20 protein-coding genes are annotated in these 19941 nt (G+C 62.8%); 13 read left to right on the top strand and 7 right to left on the bottom strand.

The window, feature by feature from the left end; genetic code table 11:
* Window positions 1–124: 124 nt before the first annotated feature.
* The 3 genes from thrC (at window position 125) to JOE27_RS11195 (ending at window position 2420) form a co-directional block, all read left to right on the top strand.
* Complete coding sequence (gene thrC / locus JOE27_RS11205) at window positions 125–1534, top strand: threonine synthase (protein WP_046784365.1); 1410 nt, start codon at window positions 125–127, stop codon at window positions 1532–1534.
* A 126-nt stretch (window positions 1535–1660) separates the two neighbouring features.
* Complete coding sequence (locus tag JOE27_RS11200; RefSeq protein ID WP_012315963.1) at window positions 1661–2059, top strand: histidine kinase; 399 nt, start codon at window positions 1661–1663, stop codon at window positions 2057–2059.
* Between the two features lie 79 nt (window positions 2060–2138).
* Complete coding sequence (locus JOE27_RS11195) at window positions 2139–2420, top strand: DUF3509 domain-containing protein (protein ID WP_080765825.1); 282 nt, start codon at window positions 2139–2141, stop codon at window positions 2418–2420.
* 127 nt (window positions 2421–2547) lie between these two features.
* Here the strand turns inward: JOE27_RS11195 and JOE27_RS11190 are convergent, their stop codons facing one another.
* On the bottom strand, window positions 2548–3408 hold the full coding sequence (locus JOE27_RS11190) for a TIGR02285 family protein (protein WP_196996955.1): 861 nt from the start codon (window positions 3406–3408) through the stop codon (window positions 2548–2550).
* A gap of 14 nt (window positions 3409–3422) precedes the next feature.
* Complete coding sequence (locus JOE27_RS11185) at window positions 3423–4622, bottom strand: CaiB/BaiF CoA-transferase family protein (RefSeq protein WP_046784362.1); 1200 nt, start codon at window positions 4620–4622, stop codon at window positions 3423–3425.
* Between the two features lie 132 nt (window positions 4623–4754).
* On the opposite strand from JOE27_RS11185, the gene JOE27_RS11180 reads away from it, so the two are divergent.
* Together JOE27_RS11180 and recJ are read left to right on the top strand one after the other, a co-directional pair.
* Window positions 4755–5297, top strand: a complete 543-nt coding sequence (locus tag JOE27_RS11180; RefSeq protein ID WP_046784361.1) for a YaeQ family protein — start codon at window positions 4755–4757, stop codon at window positions 5295–5297.
* A 12-nt stretch (window positions 5298–5309) separates the two neighbouring features.
* Window positions 5310–7019: a single-stranded-DNA-specific exonuclease RecJ gene (recJ, locus tag JOE27_RS11175; protein WP_204918760.1), complete on the top strand. Its 1710-nt coding sequence runs from the start codon at window positions 5310–5312 to the stop codon at window positions 7017–7019.
* Between the two features lie 114 nt (window positions 7020–7133).
* Here the strand turns inward: recJ and JOE27_RS11170 are convergent, their stop codons facing one another.
* Together JOE27_RS11170 and JOE27_RS11165 are read right to left on the bottom strand one after the other, a co-directional pair.
* Complete coding sequence (locus tag JOE27_RS11170) at window positions 7134–7397, bottom strand: DUF3077 domain-containing protein (RefSeq protein WP_115274004.1); 264 nt, start codon at window positions 7395–7397, stop codon at window positions 7134–7136.
* Window positions 7398–7540: 143 nt separating this feature from the next.
* Window positions 7541–7822: a hypothetical protein gene (locus JOE27_RS11165; protein ID WP_115274005.1), complete on the bottom strand. Its 282-nt coding sequence runs from the start codon at window positions 7820–7822 to the stop codon at window positions 7541–7543.
* Between the two features lie 451 nt (window positions 7823–8273).
* Between JOE27_RS11165 and JOE27_RS11160 the strand changes: the two genes are divergently transcribed.
* A complete protein-coding gene (locus tag JOE27_RS11160; RefSeq protein ID WP_012315955.1) occupies window positions 8274–9380 on the top strand; it encodes an NADH:flavin oxidoreductase/NADH oxidase in 1107 nt (368 codons plus the stop codon).
* 9 nt (window positions 9381–9389) lie between these two features.
* Here the strand turns inward: JOE27_RS11160 and JOE27_RS11155 are convergent, their stop codons facing one another.
* The 3 genes from JOE27_RS11155 to JOE27_RS11145 form a co-directional block, all read right to left on the bottom strand.
* Window positions 9390–9722 (bottom strand): type II toxin-antitoxin system HicB family antitoxin, encoded by a 333-nt coding sequence (locus JOE27_RS11155; RefSeq protein ID WP_012315954.1) that lies wholly within the window; start codon window positions 9720–9722, stop codon window positions 9390–9392.
* Window positions 9719–9973: a type II toxin-antitoxin system HicA family toxin gene (locus JOE27_RS11150; protein WP_115274007.1), complete on the bottom strand. Its 255-nt coding sequence runs from the start codon at window positions 9971–9973 to the stop codon at window positions 9719–9721. Before JOE27_RS11150 ends, JOE27_RS11155 begins: the two co-directional genes overlap by 4 nt.
* Before the next feature lie 168 nt (window positions 9974–10141).
* On the bottom strand, window positions 10142–11566 hold the full coding sequence (locus JOE27_RS11145) for a gamma-aminobutyraldehyde dehydrogenase (RefSeq protein ID WP_196996951.1): 1425 nt from the start codon (window positions 11564–11566) through the stop codon (window positions 10142–10144).
* 236 nt (window positions 11567–11802) lie between these two features.
* On the opposite strand from JOE27_RS11145, the gene JOE27_RS11140 reads away from it, so the two are divergent.
* The 7 genes from JOE27_RS11140 (at window position 11803) to JOE27_RS11110 (ending at window position 19931) form a co-directional block, all read left to right on the top strand.
* The gene (locus tag JOE27_RS11140; protein ID WP_115274009.1) at window positions 11803–12489 is read left to right on the top strand and encodes a tellurite resistance TerB family protein; all 687 of its coding nucleotides are present in this window, start codon (window positions 11803–11805) and stop codon (window positions 12487–12489) included.
* 130 nt (window positions 12490–12619) lie between these two features.
* On the top strand, window positions 12620–14242 hold the full coding sequence (locus JOE27_RS11135; RefSeq protein WP_046784354.1) for a methyl-accepting chemotaxis protein: 1623 nt from the start codon (window positions 12620–12622) through the stop codon (window positions 14240–14242).
* 5 nt (window positions 14243–14247) lie between these two features.
* A complete protein-coding gene (locus JOE27_RS11130; RefSeq protein WP_115274010.1) occupies window positions 14248–14754 on the top strand; it encodes a chemotaxis protein CheW in 507 nt (168 codons plus the stop codon).
* Window positions 14751–15995 carry a protein-glutamate O-methyltransferase CheR gene (locus JOE27_RS11125; protein WP_204918758.1) on the top strand — a complete coding sequence of 415 codons (1245 nt, stop codon included), beginning with the start codon at window positions 14751–14753 and terminating at the stop codon, window positions 15993–15995. Before JOE27_RS11130 ends, JOE27_RS11125 begins: the two co-directional genes overlap by 4 nt.
* Window positions 15992–16657, top strand: coding sequence for a chemotaxis protein CheW (locus tag JOE27_RS11120; RefSeq protein WP_119687685.1), 666 nt, complete (start codon window positions 15992–15994; stop codon window positions 16655–16657). Before JOE27_RS11125 ends, JOE27_RS11120 begins: the two co-directional genes overlap by 4 nt.
* Window positions 16654–18921 carry a hybrid sensor histidine kinase/response regulator gene (locus JOE27_RS11115; protein ID WP_204918756.1) on the top strand — a complete coding sequence of 756 codons (2268 nt, stop codon included), beginning with the start codon at window positions 16654–16656 and terminating at the stop codon, window positions 18919–18921. The genes JOE27_RS11120 and JOE27_RS11115 overlap by 4 nt, the downstream gene beginning before the upstream one ends.
* Window positions 18918–19931 carry a chemotaxis response regulator protein-glutamate methylesterase gene (locus tag JOE27_RS11110; protein ID WP_046784349.1) on the top strand — a complete coding sequence of 338 codons (1014 nt, stop codon included), beginning with the start codon at window positions 18918–18920 and terminating at the stop codon, window positions 19929–19931. The genes JOE27_RS11115 and JOE27_RS11110 overlap by 4 nt, the downstream gene beginning before the upstream one ends.
* Window positions 19932–19941 lie beyond the last annotated feature (10 nt).

Genomic DNA, 19941 nt, shown 5'->3' with positions numbered 1-19941 from the left:
GGTGTTGGGGCTTCTAACAGTTTAAATTTGCGGCAAGGGCAGTGCAGCGCGTAAGAAAAATGCCGAGCAGCTTTTTCTTGGCGCTTGCAGCTTGCAACTTGCCGCTCGAACCGAAGGTTTGCATATGCGCTATATCAGCACCCGCGGCCAGGCACCGGCCCTGAATTTCGAAGACGTCCTGCTGGCTGGCCTGGCCAGTGATGGCGGCCTGTACGTGCCAGAGAACCTCCCACGCTTCACCCAGGAAGAAATCGCTTCCTGGGCAGGCCTGCCGTATCACGAACTGGCCTTCCGTGTGATGCGCCCGTTCGTCGAGGGCAGCATTGCCGACGCCGATTTCAAGAAGATCCTGGAAGAGACCTACGGCGAGTTCGCCCACGCTGCGGTCGCTCCGCTGCGCCAGCTGAACAGCAACGAGTGGGTTCTTGAGCTGTTCCACGGCCCGACGCTGGCCTTCAAGGACTTCGCCCTGCAGCTGCTCGGGCGTCTGCTCGACCACGTACTGGCCAAGCGCAACGAGCGCGTGGTGATCATTGGCGCCACCAGTGGCGACACCGGCTCGGCCGCCATCGAAGGCTGCCGTCGCTGCGACAACGTCGACATCTTCATCCTTCATCCGCATCAGCGTGTGTCGGAAGTTCAGCGCCGTCAGATGACCACCATCTTCGGCGACAACATCCACAACATCGCCATCGAAGGCAACTTCGATGACTGCCAGGAGATGGTCAAGGCCAGCTTCGCCGACCAGTCGTTCCTCAAAGGCACCCGCCTGGTCGCAGTCAACTCGATCAACTGGGCGCGGATCATGGCCCAGATCGTCTACTACTTCCACGCTGCCCTGCAGCTCGGTGGCCCGGCGCGTTCGGTGGCGTTCTCGGTGCCGACCGGCAACTTTGGCGACATCTTCGCCGGCTACCTGGCACGCAACATGGGCCTGCCGGTCAGCCAGCTGGTGGTTGCCACCAACCGCAACGACATCCTGCACCGCTTCATGAGCGGCAACCAGTACGTCAAGGAAACCCTGCACGCGACCTTGTCGCCGTCGATGGACATCATGGTCTCGTCCAACTTCGAGCGCTTGTTGTTCGACCTCCACGGTCGCAACGGTGCCGCTATCGGCGAACTGATGGCCAACTTCAAGCAGGGCGGCGGTTTCAGCGTCGACCAGGACCGCTGGACAGAGGCGCGCAAGCTGTTCGACTCGCTGGCAGTGAGCGACGAGCAGACTTGCGAGACCATCGCCGAGGTCTTCGCCAGCACAGGTGAAGTGCTCGACCCGCATACCGCGATTGGCGTAAAGGCCGCGCGCGAATGCCGTCGCAGCCTGGATACCCCTATGGTGGTGCTGGGCACTGCGCACCCGGTCAAATTCCCGGAGGCTGTGGAGAAAGCGGGCGTCGGCAAGGCGCTGGAGCTGCCTGCGCACCTGAGCGACCTGTTCGGCCGTGAGGAGCGCTGCACGGTGCTGGCCAACGACCTCAAGGCAGTCCAGGCCTTCGTCAGCCAGCACGGTAATCGCGGCAAGCCGCTTTAATCGTGATGAGAGGGGCCGCTGCGCGGCCCCTTTTTTAGATTTTTCCCCGGTTTCATTCAGACTTTTCCTATGTAAAACGCGTTGAGCGCTGCATACAGTGGCCCGTCCTTCCCTCAGGAGCGGCTCATGCATCAGCCCTACGTGTTGATTCACCAGGCTCGGCCTTCCCACCAGATTCTCCTGCATCAGGCGTGCAATGCCCTGGGCGTTTTCGATGTGCGCATCACCCATGATCTGGTTGACCTCAATGCCTGCCTGGCACGCAAGCGCGGTGCCGATCTGCTGATCCTCGACCATGCGATGAAAGGCGGCCAGGCCCTGCTCGAACGCCTGGAGCGCAACCGCTGTTCACGCGCTTTGCTTTTCGTCGGCTGTGCCAGCAAGCACCGGCCCAACCTTGCCGAGCAAGCTCGCGAGCGTGGCCTCTGGGTGCTGGCCGACCTGCCCTGGCCGCTACCGGTGCGGCGTTGGCAGCAGGCCTTGCAGCGTATTCAAACGGTCACATCACCCACGCATGCTCACTGAAACAGCTGCAGCGCAACGAACTTTCCGCTGCGCTTGCTGGTCAGTTCCTTCATATACCACCACGCAGCGAGTGATCCGGATGGAAAGAATCTGCAGACTGCTTAATGACGCCCTGAGCCCCTATCAGACCCAGCTAGGCACCGCCGATGCCATTGGCAACCGGCAACTCACCGTTTTCGACAGCCTCGGTGGCATTACCTTGCGCCGAACGGTCAGCCAGCGCCAGTTGCAGGAGCAAAGCCTGCTGATCGACCTGGTCGATGGCCTTCACCGTGACCTGCAGATAGCCGAGGGGCGCCTGCAGCCCTGTGTCATCGCCGCGTTGCAGCAACGTCAGCATCCTCAAGGAACCTTTGCCTGAGTGGCGCATCAGAGACAGTAGGGCAGCCAGCCAGCACACAGCTCCGGTGATGGCGGGTTGTCGCGGGAAGTCCATGAGGACTTTCGATTGGCCCCGGGCGTCCTCCCCAGCGTCCCGGGGTTTCTTTTTACCGCCCTTCGAAAAAATGCTTGCTCTGTTCCAGGTATTCTTCTTGCAGCTCCGGATCCAGCCATTTGGCGTAAAGCGCGGGCAGGGTGTCCCGGCGTAGCGGGGGCAACAATTGGTCTATGTGCGCGACCGCTGCGTGCCCCAAGGGGGAATCGGAGCAGCCCACATGCAGGAACTGGTAGCGGTTCACCCCTTGTATCGGGTGAAACTGGTACTCATCGAGCGAGCCGCCTTGCTGCTGGATCAGGTAGCGCACTTCCGGCCAGTAGCCGAGCACCAGTTGCAGGCGCCCCAGGCGCTGCATCTGCAGCAGATTGGCAGTGGCATCGTTACCATAGTGGCGGCTGAGGACTGCGTCGGGGAGCTGGTGCAGGATCTCGTCGATCTGAGTGTTGTAGCTGCGTCCGGCGACGATGCCAAGCTGCAGTTGCGTGTCGCTCAACAAGCGTTTGAGGTCAACCTGCGCACCATCCAGAAACGGTGCCAGCAGAGATCCGGCTTGCTTGCGTACGACCAGGCCACCGCTCATCGCCCCCAGCACCGGTTCGGAGAAATGCACGAACTTCGCACGCTCCGGTGTCCACAGCATGGTCGGATCGCAGGTGAAGCTGGTAGGGTCCTGCAGCATCTGTATGCCGCGCGCCCGAGTGACCCGTACGATGTCGTGGTCGTACTCGGGCATCTGTTCGATCAGCAGCGCCAGCATCCGGTCGATCGCACCTTGGCCCTTGGCCGCACCCTCCAGGATGGTGAAGGGCGGCAGGTCGCGGACCAGCCATATCAGGCGTTCCTTGGCCTGCACTGGCGCGATGGCCATGGCGAGCAGCAGCCCGCACAGCAGGGACAGGAACGCGCGCACGGGCGGGGGCGACCTCAGACCGTGCCTGCCTGGCGCAAGCTGGCGATGGCGGCGGCGTCATAACCCAGGGTGCCAAGCAGGGCATCGGTGTGCTCGCCCAGCGCCGGGCCTACCCACTCGGCCGAGCCGGGTGTTTCGGACAGCTTGGGTACAATGCCTGGCATCTTGAACGCTTTACCGTCTGGCAGGCGGGCCTGCAGGAACATCTCGCGGGCCAGGTACTGCGGGTCGTTGAACATGTCTTCTGCCGAGTAGATTCGGCTTGCCGGCACTTCGGCGGCTGTCAGTACCTGCATCACCTGCTCCAGGGGCAGGCTGTTGGCCCAGCGGTCGATCACCCCGTACAGTTCGTCACGCCGCGCATCGCGGCCATCATTGCTGGCCAGCGTCGGGTCGTCGGCCAGGTCGTTACGGCCGATGGCCTGCATGAAACGTTTGAATATCGCATCGCCATTGGCACCGATCTGCACGTGCTTGCCGTCGGCGCTGGTGTGGATGGAAGAGGGCGTGATGCCCGGCATGATGTTGCCGGTGCGTTCGCGAATGAAGCCAAACACATCGAACTCGGGGACCATGCTTTCCATCATGGCGAAGATTGCCTCGTACAGCGCCACGTCCACCACCTGGCCCTGGCCGCCGTTGACCTCGCGGTGGCGCAGCGCCATCAGTGCGCCGATCACGCCCCACAATGCAGCGATCGAGTCGCCGATGGAGATGCCGGTGCGCACCGGTGGGCGGTCATCGAAGCCGGTGATATAGCGCAGGCCACCCATCGACTCGCCTACGGCGCCGAAGCCTGGCTGATCCTTCATCGGCCCGGTCTGGCCGAAGCCTGACAGGCGCACCATCACCAGTTTCGGGTTGAGCTCATGCAGCACATCCCAGCCCAGGCCGAGCTTTTCCAGCACGCCCGGGCGAAAGTTCTCGATGAGAATGTCGGCCTCGGCCAGCAGCCGCTTGAGGATCTCGCGACCATCGGGATGCTTGAGGTTCAGCGTCAGTGACTGCTTGTTGCGCGCCTGCACGAACCACCACAGCGAAGTACCCTCGTACAGCTTGCGCCATTTGCGCAGCGGGTCACCGCCGTCGGGCGACTCGACCTTGATCACCTCGGCGCCGAACTCGGCGCAGATGCGCGAAGCGAACGGGCCAGCGATCAGGGTGCCAAGCTCGATGACTTTCAGGCCGGCGAGGGGTTTGCTGGGCGTAGGCATGGGGCATCCGTGGCAATTGGGCAGAACCGTGGTTTTATCATAGGTCGGTAGCGGCAGATACTGCTGCGGCGCAACGAAGATCAGGATCGGGTAGACTGTGTGACTTTTCTTTGCGCAAGTAGCCCTTCGACCATGGCCCAGCCGTCCACCACCTACAAATTCGAACTGAATCTGACCGATCTCGATCGCGGCGTGTACGAAAGCGTCAAGCAGACCATCGCCCGTCATCCTTCGGAAACCGAAGAGCGCATGGCCGTGCGGCTGTTGGCCTACGCACTCTGGTACAACGAGAATCTGTCGTTCGGCCGCGGCCTGTCGGATGTCGACGAGCCTGCCCTGTGGGAAAAGAGCCTGGACGACCGCGTACTGCACTGGATCGAAGTGGGCCAGCCGGACGCTGATCGCCTGACCTGGTGTTCGCGCCGTACCGAGCGCACCAGCCTGCTGGCCTACGGCAGCCTGCGTGTATGGGAGAGCAAGGTGGTTGGCGCGGTCAAGAACCTGAAGAACCTGAACATCGCCGCTGTGCCGCAAGAGGTGCTCGAGGTGCTTGCCACGGACATGCCGCGCAGCATCAAGTGGGACGTGATGATCAGTGAAGGCACAGTGTTCGTCACTGATGACCGTGGCCAGCACGAAGTGCAGCTGCAGTGGCTGCTCGGTGAGCGTGGCTGAGCCAACCGACCCATGCGTATCGAACCCCGCCCGCTGCCGCCGACCCTGCCGTTTCTCGGTAACCTGCCACCTTTGCTGACCCGCCTGTATGCCGCCCGCGGCGTGCAGTCCGAGGCCGAGCTGGACAAGAGCCTGGCGCGGCTGTTGCCCTACCAGCAGCTCAAGGGCATCGATGCCGCTGTAGACTTGCTGGTCGAAGCGCTCGACCAGCGCCAGCGCATCATCATCGTCGGCGATTTCGATGCCGACGGCGCCACCGCCAGTACTGTCGGCGTGCTTGGCCTGCGTCTGCTGGGCGCGGCCCATGTCGACTACCTGGTGCCCAACCGTTTCGAATATGGCTATGGCCTGACCCCGGAGATCGTCGAGGTGGCGCTGCAGCGCCAGCCGCAATTGCTGATCACGGTCGACAACGGCATTTCCAGTGTCGAGGGTGTGGCGGCAGCCAAAGCGGCCGGGCTCAAAGTGCTGGTCACCGACCACCACCTGCCGGGCCAGCAATTGCCGGACGCCGACGCTATCGTCAACCCGAACCAGCCAGGTTGCGACTTCCCAAGCAAATCGCTGGCCGGCGTCGGGGTGATCTTCTACGTGCTGATGGCCTTGCGCGCGCGCCTGCGCAGCCTGGGGCGCTACCAGACGCAAGCACAACCGAACATCGGTGAACTGCTCGACCTGGTCGCGCTGGGCAGCGTAGCCGACGTGGTGCCGCTGGATGCCAACAACCGCATCCTCGTGCATCAGGGCCTGGAGCGCATCCGTGCCGGCCGGGCGCGGCCGGGGCTGAAGGCGATTCTGGAGGTGGCACGTCGCGATCACCGGCGTATCACCTCCACTGACCTGGGCTTCATTCTAGGCCCGCGGCTCAATGCCGCCGGGCGCCTGGACGACATGAGCCTGGGTATCGAGTGCCTGTTGTGCGAGGACGAGGCGCTGGCCCTGGACATGGCACAGCAGCTCGACGGCCTGAACCAGGACCGCAAATCGATCGAGCAGGGCATGCAGCGCGAAGCCTTGGCCCAGCTCAAGGATTTGCCGGTCGAGTCCATGCCTTATGGCTTGTGCCTGTTCGATGCCGAATGGCACCAAGGTGTGATCGGGATCCTCGCCTCACGCCTGAAAGAGCGTTACCACCGGCCTACCATCGCCTTCGCCGATGCTGGTGACGGCATGCTCAAGGGCTCGGCGCGGTCGGTACCGGGCTTTCACATCCGTGATGCGCTGGATGCAGTGGCAGCGCGCCATCCGCAGTTGATCAGCAAGTTTGGCGGCCATGCCATGGCCGCGGGCCTCTCGCTACCTGAAGGCAATTTCTCCGCGTTTGCCGAGGCGTTCGACGAAGAAGTACGGCGCCAGCTGCGTGAAGAAGACCTCACCGGGCGCCTGCTGTCGGATGGCAGCCTAGCGGTCGAGGAGTTCCACCTTGACCTGGCCAAGGCCTTGCGCCACGCCGGGCCCTGGGGGCAGCACTTCCCCGAACCGCTGTTCCATGGGGTGTTCCAGTTGGTCGAGCAGCGCGTGGTCGGCGAGCGCCACCTTAAAGTGGTGCTCAAGAGCGAATGTGGTTCGGTACGCCTGGATGGCATTGCCTTCGGCATCGACCGCGAGGTTTGGCCGAACCCGACCGTGCGTTGGGTGGAGCTTGCCTACAAGCTGGATGTTAACGAGTTTCGAGGTAATGAAAGTGTGCAGTTGATGATTGCGCATATGGAGCCGCGCTGAGGAGCCTACAAGTGCCTGACTTGGTCTTTGCGGGGGCGGCGCTCGGTTTCCCTGGCGCCGCAAACCTACCGGTAAAGACCTAAGCTCTCTGACACTTTAGCCATCAGGAAGAAGTTAGCCTGTCATGCCTAACTCTGCATCATCCATCAGTGCCTTGGCCATGGCACTGAGGTAATGGGATGCCCAGATCATCATCGGTTTTTCATCCATCAGGCCAATGATGGTCAGCTCTCGTACATAGCCCATCAATTCCGAGGCCTGCTCACGGGCATCGCGGCAGGGAATCCCTGGCTCGATGCGGAACAGTGGGTGAGTCTGGTGTTCACCCTGAAAGAAGGTGGTCTTCCCTACAGTAAAGTGGGTGTCGTCTGTGGTCATCGAATTCCCTCCTGAAGTTTCTCGATTGCCTGTTCTGGCCTCTTTGTGGGCAAGCCAGCTCCCACAGGTCATCTGCAAGTTTTGAGGTCTGCGATGCCCCTGTGGCCGCGGGTTTACCCGCGAAGAGGCCAGTGAATCCAGCCTCAATGCAGGGTAGTAGTACGCTCCACGGCCAATGACAGCGCATCCGCTTGGCCCCAGGCAATCTGCAGGGCACGCAGCCCATTCACAAGCGATTCCCGGGAGCTGTCATCTTCGACGGCATCGAGGACTCGATGGCAGTGGTTGTAAGCGAGCATCAGGTAATGGGTGACGTTCATCAACACGTGATCGATTGGCACGATGCCATCGCTCACGGCGTTGGTCAGGGTCTTGTCGGAGGGAAGGTCGAAATGGTGGGGCGGATCGGGGACTAGTTTTTTCATAGTGAAAGACTCGTAAGGTTACTGATTGACCGACCTGTCCGATTCCACACGGATGGGTGGCAGTTGTACGCGGTGTGGAATCCAGGCTACGAGTAAACCCGGTAGGCTTTGCGGCCTCCCGCGCACAACTGCCATGACGACAGCAACTCAGTAATTGACAGGATTCCACTCCCGGACGCCAAACATCAGCGACACGAAAAGCCTAAAGGGTGGGGTTTCCAGGGACAATCAGCCGCGAGTCGACAGGATTCGTAGGATATTTTCCTGATCTAGGTATCGCTAGCTTATATGTGTAGGAAACATCTGAAGCGCGCGTCAGAGCAGTCAACAATCCCATCGAACCTCCCTCCCACCAATCTGGTCTAGTCTGATTAATGACCGGCACCGGGCCAGGGATGTGCACTTGAATGCCCGGGCCGGATCACCATTGGAGTCCTTGGGAGGTGCCCTCATGAGCCTGCTGCTCGAGCCTTACACCCTGCGTCAGCTGACGTTGCCCAACCGCATCGCTGTCTCGCCGATGTGCCAGTATTCCGCTGTCGATGGCCTGGCCAACGACTGGCACCTTGTCCATTTGGGTAGCCGCGCCGTCGGTGGTGCCGGGCTGGTCATCACCGAAGCGGTCGCTGTGACCGCCGATGGCCGGATCACTGCCGAGGACCTTGGTCTGTGGAACGATGAACAGGTCGCCCCACTGCAACGCATCACCCGCTTCATCACCGCGCAGGGCGCCGTGCCGGGCATCCAGCTGGCCCACGCCGGGCGCAAGGCCAGCACCCATCGCCCCTGGCTGGGCAAGCATGGCAGCGTCAAGATCGAGGAAGGAGGCTGGCAGCCGGTGGGGCCGTCGAAAATTGCCTTCGACCCTGAACACACGGCACCGCGTGAGTTGAGCAAAGACGAGATCCAGGATGTTGTAGCCGAGTTTGTCAAAGCCACCGAACGGGCATTGCAAGCGGGCTTCAAGGTAGTCGAGATCCACGCCGCCCATGGCTACCTGCTGCATCAGTTCCTCTCGCCGCTAAGCAATCAGCGCCGTGACGAATATGGCAGCTGTTTCGAAAACCGCATCCGCCTTACGCTGCAGGTGACCGAGGCGGTGCGTAAGGTTTGGCCGAAGGAACTGCCGCTGTTCGTTCGCGTGTCGGCGACCGACTGGGTGGAAGACGGCTGGAACCCCGACGAAACAGTAGAACTGGCCCGTCGCCTGCGAGCGCTCGGAGTCGACTTGATCGATGTGTCCTCCGGCGGTACTTCGATGAATGCCGAAATCCCCACCGGCCCCGGCTACCAGACCCGCTTCGCCGAGCGTGTACGCAAGGAATCGGAAATCGCCACCGGTACGGTGGGCATGATCACCGAACCGGCCCAGGCTGAACACATCCTGCGCACCGGGCAGGCCGACCTGATCTTCCTCGCCCGCGAGCTGCTGCGCGACCCTTACTGGCCGTTGCATGCCGATGATGACCTGGGCGGTAACAGGGCTACGTGGCCGGCGCAGTATCAACGGGCTACCAGCCGGGCGAATCCGATACATGAGTCGGATCTGCGGGACTGATTGACCACCTCAGCTGTAAGCGGCCTTGCTCAGAATATCGCTGACCCACTGATTGATGCTTTTTTCCGCCAGCTCGGCCTTTGCGGCCACGCTGGCGTGAAGGGTGGGCTCAAGGCGCAGACTCAGCTTCCCTGAATAGGTCTTTTGCGGCTCACGGCCAAGGCGTTTACAGGTTTCGAGATAGTCATCAACGGCCTCCTCGAATGCTTGTCGCAATTCACTGATCGATTCGCCGTGAAAACCAATCACGTCACGTATGCCCGCAACGTGTCCAATCAGCAACTGGTCCTCGTCACTGTATTCGATTCTTGCGGCATAGCCGCGGTAGGTCATGACATTCATGGTGTTACTCCGGCCTGCTCAAGGAACTGGCGGGCGTCGCGCAATTGATAGGTTTTGGCATGTTTGTCCGGGTGAGGCCGATGGAAGGTGGCAACGGCCCCATTGAGCTCAAAGCGAACTCGCGAACCTCGACCTTCGATGACATTTGCGCCAGCTGATCTCAACAGTGACTCCAGCCGGACCCATTCCAAGGTCTTGGGCACTGGTTTCCTGAAAATGGCTTCAAGGGCCGATCTTTGATGATTATTCATGGTATCAGACTATGATACCAGTCGTTTTTTTCACAACAGCCGGACTGTAGGAGATAGGGGACCGTGCTTGAAGGAAAGGTCCTAGGTATTCATGCGAGGACGATCGCCACTTTGTACCGGCCTCCTTGCTGACTTGTCTCAGGAGAGGCCGGTAGCTTCACATCACGTTCAATGCTTGATCATCACGTGCCGCACGCAGGTGTAATCCTCCAACCCATACATCGACATGTCCTTCCCATACCCTGAATGCTTCTGCCCGCCATGGGGCATTTCGCTGACCAGCATGAAGTGGGTATTGACCCAGGTGCAGCCATACTGCAACCGCGCCGCCAGGCGGTGGGCGCGGCCCGTGTCGCGGGTCCACACCGACGAAGCCAGGCCATACTCCGAGTCGTTGGCCCATTCCAGCGCCTGCGCTTCGTCGGTGAAGCGCGTTACCGACACCACTGGGCCAAACACTTCGTGGCGCACGATCTCGTCATCCTGCAGCGCATCGGCCAGCACCGTTGGCTCGAAGAAGAAGCCATCCCCCGGTAGTGCCTTGCCCCCGGTGACCAGGCGAATGTGCGGCTGGGCGATGGCGCGCCCGACCAGGCCGGCCACCTTGTCACGGTGCTGGGCACTGATCAGCGGGCCGAGTTCGGTGTCTTCGGCATCCTGCAGGCCGGTTTTAAGGCTGGCCACGGCTTTGCCGAGGCGTTCGACGAAGCGTTCGTAGATGCCGGCCTGCACATACAGGCGGCAGGCCGCGGTGCAGTCCTGGCCTGCGTTGTAGAAACCGAAGGTGCGGATGCCGTCGATGGCGGCATCGATGTCGGCATCGTCGAACACCAGCACAGGCGCCTTGCCGCCCAGTTCCATGTGCATGCGCTTAACGCTGTGCGCCGTGGCGCCGATGATGTGCGCGCCGGTAGGGATCGAGCCAGTCAGCGAGACCATACGCACCTTGGGGTGGGCAACCAGTGGGTTGCCGACCGTCTGGCCGCGGCCGAAGAGGATGTTGAGCACGCCGGCAGGCAGTACGTCCTTGGCCAGTTCGCCGAGGCGCAGGGCGGTGAGCGGGGTCAGCTCGGACGGTTTTATGACCACGGTATTGCCAGCGGCCAAGGCTGGGGCGATCTTCCACGCCAGCATCATCAGTGGATAGTTCCAGGGTGCGATCGAGGCCACTACGCCCAGCGGGTCGCGGCGGATCATCGAGGTGTGCCCTGGCAGGTATTCACCGGCCGCCGAGCCACCGAGGCAGCGGGCGGCGCCGGCAAAATAGCGCAGCACATCGGCGATGGCCGGTATTTCGTCGTTCAGGGCCGCAGCGAAGGGTTTGCCACAATTTTGCGACTCCAGCCTGGCCAGTTCATCGGCATGCGCCTCAATCGTGTCGGCCAGCGCCAGCAGGGCCAGCGAGCGCTCTTTAGGGCTGGTCTGCGACCAGCTGTCGAAGGCATGGTCGGCGCCACGCACCGCCGTATCGACCTGGGCCTCGGTGGCTTCGTTGATCTGTGCCAAGGCACTGCCTTCAGCGGGGTTGAGCACGGTCCAGGCCGGGCCATCGCCTGCGACCAGGCGACCGTTGATCAGCATGTTGGTTTGCATCGGGGGCTCCTGTTGTGTCTGCGGCCGGCGCCTGGGCGGCTGCGTTTGGGGGCGTGGTCGGGCAGTCATCCAGACCGCAGTGTTGCGATTGCTACCAGCATGGGGTGCTTGTGACGATCTCGAGTCTAGTTGGCTTTTTGCCTGCCAATGCAACATCCGGAAGCAAATCCACGGGTGGCCCTTGGCCTTGCAAGCCTTACTCTGGACGTTACTTTCCGCTGCGTGGAGACATGCGAATGAATACTCGGGGTCTGCTCGATCAACTGCTCAAATCCGGCCAGGAACTGTTGAACAAACAGTCCGGCGCAGGCAAGCCGGCCACAGGCTCAGGAGGCTTGGGCAGCCTGCTTTCCGGCGCCGGGGGCGGGGCGCTTGGGGCTGGCGCCCTGGGCTTGCTGTTGGGCAGCAAGAAGGCGCGCAAGTACGGGGGCAAAGTGATCACCTACGGCGGCCTCGCCGCGCTCGGCGTGCTGGCCTACAAGGCCTATGGCAACTGGCAGGCCCGCCAGGGCGCAGGGCAGGGGACCGAACCGCAAACCCTCGATCGCCTGCCGCCGGCCCAGGTCGAGCAGCATAGCCAGGCGGTATTGCGGGCGTTGGTGGCGGCGGCCAAATCCGATGGCCACATCGACGAGCGCGAGCGCGCGCTGATCGAAGGCGAATTCACCCGCCTGGACAGCGACCGCGAACTGCAGCACTGGTTGCACGCCGAGCTGAACAAGCCACTGGACCCGGCCGAAGTCGCGCGCGCCGCACAAACGCCGGAAATGGCCGCCGAGATGTACCTGGCCAGCCTGATGATGGTCGATCAGGAGAACTTCATGGAGCGTGCATACCTGGACGAACTGGCCCGCCAGCTTCGCCTGGACCCGGCGTTGCGCCAGGAACTGGAGAGCCAGGCCCGACTTGCCGCAGGTCAATGACGGGTAAATGGCCTTACCATAAGGCAGGGATGCCTGGTTAACCCCCGCATATTCAGCCGCATAAGCGTAGGAAGCCTGGGCTATACTTCGGCGATTTTTCCCGCTCGTTGTGAATTCCTGAGGGCTGAATGTGAAGAACTGGACCTTGCGCCAACGGATCCTGGCAAGTTTCGCCGTGATCATCGCCATCATGTTGCTGATGGTCGTAGCTGCTTACTCGCGGCTGGTGGCGATCGAAAGTGCCGAGGAGGCAGTAGGTACCGACAGCATTCCGGGGGTCTACTACAGTTCGATGATCCGCAGTGCCTGGGTCGACAGCTACGTCACCAGCCAGCAGCTGGTGGGGTTGTCCGACCACCGCGAGATCACGGCAGCCGACATGGAGCTTTTCAAAAGCTTCGACGAACGCCTCAAGCAACACCTGGCCAGCTACCAAGGCACCATTCACGACAAGGACGACCAGGCCCATTTCGACACCTTTCTCCAGATGGAGGCAAACTACACCCATGTCATCGGCCAGGTGATGGAAGCCTATCGACGGCAGGATTATGCCGAGGCAGAGCGGTTGATCAAGGACGTTCTGACACCGGTCTGGTCGCAGGGGCGCAATCATCTCAACACGATGATCGAGTACAACCGCGAAGCCGCCGACGCCGCTAACCACGAGATTGTCGGTGCCGTGAGCACCGCCAAAGGCAGCATGATCGTTTCGCTGTTGTTGGCGATCGTCGCGGCGGGTATCTGCGGCCTGCTGCTGATGCGCGCCATCACCGCCCCCGTACAGCGCGTGGTGCATGCCCTCGACAAGCTGCGCTCGGGCGACTTGAGCATGCGCCTGAGCCTGGACCGCAAGGACGAGTTCGGCGCCATCGAAAGCGGCTTCAACGAGATGGCCGAGGCGCTGGCCAAGCTGGTGTCCCAGGCCCAGCGCTCTTCGGTACAGGTGACCACATCGGTCACTGAAATTGCGGCCACCTCCAAGCAACAGCAGGCCACCGCCACCGAAACCGCTGCGACCACCACCGAGATTGGTGCCACCTCGCGTGAGATTGCCGCGACCTCGCGCGACCTGGTGCGCACCATGACCGAAGTCACCAGTGCCGCCGACCAGGCTTCGAGCCTGGCAGGTTCCGGCCAGCAGGGCCTGGCGCGCATGGAGGACACCATGCACCAGGTCATGGGCGCAGCCGACCTGGTCAATGCCAAACTGGCGATCCTCAACGAAAAGGCCAGCAACATCACGCAGATGGTGGTGACCATCGTCAAGGTCGCCGACCAGACCAACCTGCTTTCGCTCAATGCCGCCATCGAAGCGGAAAAGGCCGGTGAGTACGGGCGCGGCTTTGCCGTCGTGGCCACCGAGGTGCGGCGCCTGGCGGACCAGACGGCCGTGGCCACCTACGACATCGAGCAGATGGTTCGGGAAATCCAGTCGGCGGTATCGGCAGGGGTCATGGGCATGGACAAGTTTTCCGAAGAAGTGCGCCGTGGCATGTTCGAAGTGCAGCAGGTGGGCGAACAGCTGAGCCAGATCATCCATCAGGTACAGGCGCTGGCGCCGCGGGTGTTGATGGTCAACGAAGGCATGCAGGCCCAGGCTACCGGTGCCGAGCAGATCAACCAGGCACTGGCCCAGCTCAGCGATGCCAGCACGCAGACGGTGGAATCGCTGCGCCAGGCCAGCTTCGCCATCGACGAGTTGAGCCAGGTGGCCGCGGGCCTGCGCGGTGGTGTATCGCGCTTCAAAGTCTGACCGCCATGACTGACCTGCACACGCATGCGGCAGCAGCGGCCAGCGCCAAGGGCAAGCTGTACCTGCTATTTCGTCTCAATGACCAACGTTTCGCCCTGGATGTGCGCCAGGTGGTCGAAGTGCTACCTCGCCTGCCACTCAAGCCGATCGCCCAGGCGCCGGCCTGGGTTGCCGGCATCGTTGCCCATCGTGGCGTGCTGGTGCCGGTGGTCGACCTGTCGGCCCTGAGCTTTGGTCAGCCTGCCACTGCGCGCACCAGCACACGGCTGGTGCTGGTGCGCTATCGCGGCGAGCATCAGTTGGGGCTGATCCTTGAACAGGCTACCGAGACCTTGCGCTGCCTCGCTGAGGAGTTTCAGCCGTATGGGCTGGACAACCCCGAAGCGCGTTACCTGGGCCCGGTTCGCCAGGACGCCAACGGCCTGCTACAGCGTATCGAGGTCGATGACTTGCTGTCTGATACTGTGCGCGAACTGCTGTTCCCACAACAGTCGGGGCAGGTGTCGGCATGAGCGAGCAACGGTTTTTCCGCTTTCTGCAAGAGCGCATCGGCCTGGATGTCGAATCGGTCGGCGCGCCCATGGTCGAGCGTGCCTTGCAGCAGCGCCGTGTCGCGGTCAACGCCCAAGACCTTCACGACTATTGGCTGTGCTTGCAGCAATCGGCAGATGAGCAACAGGCGCTTATCGAAGCGGTGATCGTCCCGGAAACCTGGTTCTTCCGCTACCGGGAGTCGTTTACCGCGCTGGTCGGGCTGGCCCACAAACGCCTGGCCGAACTTGCCGGCGAGCGGCCGCTACGCTTGCTGAGCCTGCCGTGCTCCACGGGTGAAGAACCTTATTCCCTGGCCATGGCACTGCTCGATTCGGGCATGAACCCGGCTGCGTTTCGCATCGACGGTATCGACATCAGCCCCAATTCGGTGGCCAAGGGCGTGCAGGCGGTCTACGGTCGCAACTCGTTCCGCGGCGTTGATCTGGCCTTTCGCGAGCGCCACTTCCACGCGCTCGCCGAAGGCCATGAGCTGAATGAGCGGGTGCGTGCACAGGTGAACCTGGCCGTGGGCAACGTGCTCGACCCGGCGCTGGGCAGCCGTGACGGTTATTACGACTTCGTGTTCTGCCGCAATTTGCTGATCTACTTCGACGTGGCGACCCAGCAGCGCGTGTTCGAGGTGCTCAAGCGCCTTACCCACGAGCACGGCGTACTGTTTATCGGGCCGGCCGAGGGCAGCCTTCTGGCAAGGCTGGGTATGCGGCCGCTGGGCATTGCCCAGTCGTTCGCCTACGTTCGCCAGCCGTTGGATGCGCCAGCACAGCCTCGGCTCATCCCGCCGGCGCCACTCGCACCGAGCCGCCCCGTGCCTGCCCCTGCGCCCATTTCGCGGCCCTTGCGCTCGGTTCCGGTTGCCCCGCCCGCAGTGGTGCAGCGCGAGAGCGAAAGTGAGTTGCTGGCCCTCATCGCGAGGCAGGCCAACGCGGGTGAGGGCACGCAAGCGCGTGCCAATTGCCAGCGCTACCTGCAGCAGTTCGAGCCCAAGGCTCAGGTGTATTACTGGCTGGGACTGCTCAGCGATACCGAAGGCGATGCCCGGCAAGCCCAGACGCACTACCGCAAAGCCCTGTACCTGGAGCCGCAGCACCCTGAGGCGTTGCTGCACCTGGCCATGTTGCTGGCGGCCCAAGGCGACGAAGCCGGCGCTCGCCGCTTGCACGAACGCGCGGCACGCGCTGGCAGGGGGGCTGAACGATGAGCGTCGAACACGCAATTGCGCTGCTCGCCCAGGACGATGAGCGCATCGACGATTGCTGGAACCGGATCGGCGTGCACGGCGACAAGCAATGCCCGCTGCTGCAAAGGCATATCCATTGTCGCAACTGTGAAGTCTATGCTGCGGCCGCTACCCGTCTGCTGGACCGCTATGCACTGGCTCAGGACGATCAGTTGCACGAGGCGGCGCAGGTCGAGTCCAGCGTCGGGCGCTCGCTGCTGCTGTTTCGTCTGGGTGAGGAGTGGCTGGCCTTGGCGACCGCCTGCCTGGCCGAGATCGCCCCGGTGCAGCCGGTACATTCATTGCCGCATCAGCGTTCCAGGGTGCTGCAAGGGGTAGCCAATGTGCGTGGCGCACTGGTGCCGTGCCTGTTGCTGAGCGAAATGCTGGGGCTGGCGCGCTTGCCGGAGCCTGCGCGCAGCAGCCGGGCGATGCCGCGCATGTTGATTCTGGCGGCGGCAGGCGGGCCAGTGGTGCTGGCGGTGGACGAGATCGACGGTATTCATCGCCTGGAGTTCACACTACCGGGCGCCACTGAAGATACTGCACCGTTCACCGCCGCCGTACTGCAGTGGCGCGGGCGCAGCGTGCGTGTGCTGGACGAACAACAACTACTGTCTGCCGTGCAGCGGAGCCTGTCATGACCCCTGAGCAAATGCGCGACGCATCGTTGCTCGAGCTGTTCAGCCTGGAAGCCGAAGCTCAGACCCAGGTGCTCATCACAGGGCTGATGGCGCTGGAGCGCAACCCGACCCAGGCCGCTCAATTGGAAGCCTGCATGCGTGCTGCGCACTCTTTGAAGGGTGCTGCACGCATCGTGGGCATCGACGCCGGGGTCAGCGTGGCCCATGTGATGGAAGATTGCCTGGTAGCGGCCCAGGAAGGCCGGCTGCTGCTGCGCGCTGAACATATCGATGCCTTGCTGCGCGGTACCGACCTGCTGCTGCATGTCGCAACGCCCGGGGACCCTGCCGGTGAGGGCGCGGTACCCGGTTTTCTGGCCCAGATGGCTGGCTTGCTGGCCCCTCCCGGTGCACCTGTGCCTTCCAGCGTGCCGGCCCAGACACCATTGCCCACGGTCGAGCTGGTTACCCCCGAGCTTGAGCCCGAAGCAGAGCCTCCCGTGCCGCGCAAGGCTTCCAAGCGCGGAGCGCAAGGCGGCGAGCGGGTATTGCGGGTAACCGCCGATCGGCTCAACAGCCTGCTCGACTTGTCGAGCAAGTCGCTGGTCGAGACCCAGCGCCTCAAACCCTATCTGGCCACCCTGCAGCGCCTCAAACGCATGCACGGCCAAGGCATGCGCGCCCTCGATGGCCTGAAAGCCCAGTTGGAAGGCAGCGGCCAGAGCCTGCCGGTGTTGGAAGCACTGGCCCAGGCGCAACGGCTGCTGATGGAAACCCAGCACATCCTGCAACAGCAAACCGCCGACCTTGACGAATTCGGCTGGCAGGCCAGCCAGCGGGCGCAGTTGCTGTACGACACAGCCCTGGCCTGCCGCATGCGCCCGTTTGCCGATGTGCTTACCGGCCAGAGCCGTATGGTGCGAGACCTGGGCCGCTCGCTGGGCAAGCAGGTGCGTCTGCAGATAGACGGTGAAAAGACCCAGGTCGACCGCGATGTGCTGGAAAAGCTCGAAGCGCCGTTGACCCATCTGCTGCGCAATGCAGTCGACCATGGTATTGAATTGCCCGAGCAGCGGCTGTTGGCGGGCAAACCGGAAGAAGGTGCAATTCGCCTGCGAGCCTCCCATCAGGCCGGCCTGTTGATCCTTGAACTGAGCGATGACGGCGCCGGCATCGACCTGCAACGGCTGCAGCGCAGTATCGTTCAGCGCGGCTTGTCCCCGGCGGACACCGTGGCGCAGATGAGTGAGGCGGAGCTGCTGACCTTCCTGTTCCTGCCGGGCTTCAGCATGCGCGACAAAGTGACCGAAGTCTCCGGCCGCGGTGTTGGCCTGGACGCGGTGCAGCATCTGGTGCGGGACCTGCGCGGCTCGATCGAGCTGACCCAGCAGGCCGGCCAGGGCTGCCGCTTCCATCTGGAAGTGCCGTTGACCCTTTCGGTGGTACGCAGCCTTGTGGTGGAAGTCGGTGGGGAGGCTTATGCGTTCCCGCTGGCGCATATCGAGCGCACCTTGGAGGTGACGGCCGAGCAGATCGTGCAAATCGAGGGGCGTCAGCATTTTTGGCACGAGGGCCGGCATATCGGTCTGGTGGCGGCCAGCCAGTTGCTCAACCGGCCCGCCGCGCAAGGTGATGAAAGCGCTTTGCGGGTCGTGGTGATCCGCGAACGTGAACAGCTTTACGGTGTGGCCGTGGAGCGGCTGATCGGTGAGCGGGTGTTGGTCGTGATGCCGCTCGATGCACGGCTGGGCAAGGTCCAGGACATTTCCGCCGGGGCGCTGCTGGACGATGGTTCGGTGGTGTTGATCGTCGATGTCGAAGACTTGCTGCGCTCGGTCGAGAAACTGCTCAGCACCGGCCGCCTGGAGCGCATCGAGCGCGGCGTGCAGGCCGGCCGTGGCGCCAGCCGCAAGCGCATTCTGGTTGTCGACGACTCGCTCACCGTACGCGAGCTGCAACGCAAGCTGCTGAGCAACCGCGGTTTCGAGGTGGCCGTGGCAGTCGATGGCATGGACGGTTGGAATGCACTGCGTAGCGAGGATTTCGACCTGCTGATCACCGACATCGACATGCCGCGAATGGACGGTATCGAGCTGGTCACCTTGGTGCGCCGCGACCAGCGCCTGCAGTCGCTGCCCGTGATGGTGGTGTCGTACAAGGACCGCGAAGAAGATCGACGGCGAGGCCTGGACGCTGGCGCCGACTACTATTTGGCAAAAGCCAGCTTCCACGACGATGCGTTGCTCGACGCCGTGGTTGAACTGATCGGAGGTGCTCAAGGATGAAGATCGCCATCGTCAACGATATGCCCATGGCGGTAGAGGCGTTGCGCCGGGCCCTGGCCCTGGAGCCTGCGCATGAGGTGATCTGGGTGGCCAGCAATGGCGCCGAGGCCGTGCGCCAGTGTGCCCAGGCAACGCCCGACCTGATTCTCATGGACCTCATCATGCCGGTGATGGATGGTGTGGAGGCGACCCGGCGGATCATGGCCGAGACGCCGTGTGCCATCGTCATCGTCACCGTCGACCGCAAGCAGAACGTGCACCGCGTGTTCGAGGCCATGGGCCATGGGGCCCTTGATGTGGTCGACACCCCGGCGCTGGGCGCGGGTGATGCGCGGGAAGCGGCGGCGCCGTTGCTGCGCAAGATCCTCAACATCAGCTGGTTGATCGGCCAACAGCGGCCCAGCGCGACCAAACCGGTCGCCGCGCCGTTACGCGATGCCGCCCAGCGCCGCGGCCTGGTGGCGATCGGCTCATCGGCCGGCGGGCCTGCGGCCCTCGAGGTGCTGCTAAAGGGCCTGCCCAAAGCGTTCCCGGCATCCATCGTGCTGGTTCAGCATGTTGACCAGGTGTTCGCTGCCGGCATGGCAGAATGGCTTGGCAGTGCCTGCGGCATGCCGGTGCGCCTGGCCCGTGAAGGGGAGCCGCCGCAGCCTGGGCAGGTCCTGCTGGCGGGCACCAATCACCATATACGCCTGCTGCACAACGGCCAGTTGGCCTACACTGCCGAACCTGTCAACGAAATCTACCGGCCCTCGATCGATGTGTTCTTCGAAAGTGTGGCGCGCTATTGGCGCGGGCAGGCGGTGGGCGTGCTGCTCACCGGCATGGGCCGCGATGGTGCCCAAGGCCTGAAACTGATGCGCCAGCAAGGCTTCCTGACCATTGCTCAGGACCAGTCCAGCAGCGCAGTCTACGGTATGCCCAAAGCCGCCGCGGCAATCGATGCAGCGGTGGAAATCCGTCCGCTGGAGCGAATCGCCGGGCGCCTGATGGAAATCTTTGCACAATGACGATATGTAT

Source organism: Pseudomonas sp. M5, assembly GCF_016907075.1.
In the GTDB taxonomy this organism is placed as follows: domain Bacteria; phylum Pseudomonadota; class Gammaproteobacteria; order Pseudomonadales; family Pseudomonadaceae; genus Aquipseudomonas; species Aquipseudomonas putida_E.
This window is presented reverse-complemented; position numbering and strand designations above follow the sequence as displayed.

Excerpts from the sequence above, each read along its gene's own strand:
- JOE27_RS11125 (WP_204918758.1), top strand. The coding sequence starts at position 14,751 with ATGAGCGAGCAACGGTTTTTCCGCTTTCTGCAAGAGCGCATCGGCCTG.
- JOE27_RS11155 (WP_012315954.1), bottom strand. The coding sequence starts at position 9,722 with ATGAATGTCATGACCTACCGCGGCTATGCCGCAAGAATCGAATACAGT.
- JOE27_RS11170 (WP_115274004.1), bottom strand. The coding sequence starts at position 7,397 with ATGACCACAGACGACACCCACTTTACTGTAGGGAAGACCACCTTCTTT.
- JOE27_RS11130 (WP_115274010.1), top strand. The coding sequence starts at position 14,248 with ATGACTGACCTGCACACGCATGCGGCAGCAGCGGCCAGCGCCAAGGGC.
- JOE27_RS11145 (WP_196996951.1), bottom strand. The coding sequence starts at position 11,566 with ATGCAAACCAACATGCTGATCAACGGTCGCCTGGTCGCAGGCGATGGC.
- JOE27_RS11115 (WP_204918756.1), top strand. The coding sequence starts at position 16,654 with ATGACCCCTGAGCAAATGCGCGACGCATCGTTGCTCGAGCTGTTCAGC.
- JOE27_RS11160 (WP_012315955.1), top strand. The coding sequence starts at position 8,274 with ATGAGCCTGCTGCTCGAGCCTTACACCCTGCGTCAGCTGACGTTGCCC.
- JOE27_RS11120 (WP_119687685.1), top strand. The coding sequence starts at position 15,992 with ATGAGCGTCGAACACGCAATTGCGCTGCTCGCCCAGGACGATGAGCGC.
- recJ (WP_204918760.1), top strand. The coding sequence starts at position 5,310 with ATGCGTATCGAACCCCGCCCGCTGCCGCCGACCCTGCCGTTTCTCGGT.
- JOE27_RS11140 (WP_115274009.1), top strand. The coding sequence starts at position 11,803 with ATGAATACTCGGGGTCTGCTCGATCAACTGCTCAAATCCGGCCAGGAA.
- JOE27_RS11200 (WP_012315963.1), top strand. The coding sequence starts at position 1,661 with ATGCATCAGCCCTACGTGTTGATTCACCAGGCTCGGCCTTCCCACCAG.
- thrC (WP_046784365.1), top strand. The coding sequence starts at position 125 with ATGCGCTATATCAGCACCCGCGGCCAGGCACCGGCCCTGAATTTCGAA.
- JOE27_RS11165 (WP_115274005.1), bottom strand. The coding sequence starts at position 7,822 with ATGAAAAAACTAGTCCCCGATCCGCCCCACCATTTCGACCTTCCCTCC.
- JOE27_RS11110 (WP_046784349.1), top strand. The coding sequence starts at position 18,918 with ATGAAGATCGCCATCGTCAACGATATGCCCATGGCGGTAGAGGCGTTG.
- JOE27_RS11185 (WP_046784362.1), bottom strand. The coding sequence starts at position 4,622 with ATGCCTACGCCCAGCAAACCCCTCGCCGGCCTGAAAGTCATCGAGCTT.
- JOE27_RS11195 (WP_080765825.1), top strand. The coding sequence starts at position 2,139 with ATGGAAAGAATCTGCAGACTGCTTAATGACGCCCTGAGCCCCTATCAG.
- JOE27_RS11180 (WP_046784361.1), top strand. The coding sequence starts at position 4,755 with ATGGCCCAGCCGTCCACCACCTACAAATTCGAACTGAATCTGACCGAT.
- JOE27_RS11150 (WP_115274007.1), bottom strand. The coding sequence starts at position 9,973 with ATGAATAATCATCAAAGATCGGCCCTTGAAGCCATTTTCAGGAAACCA.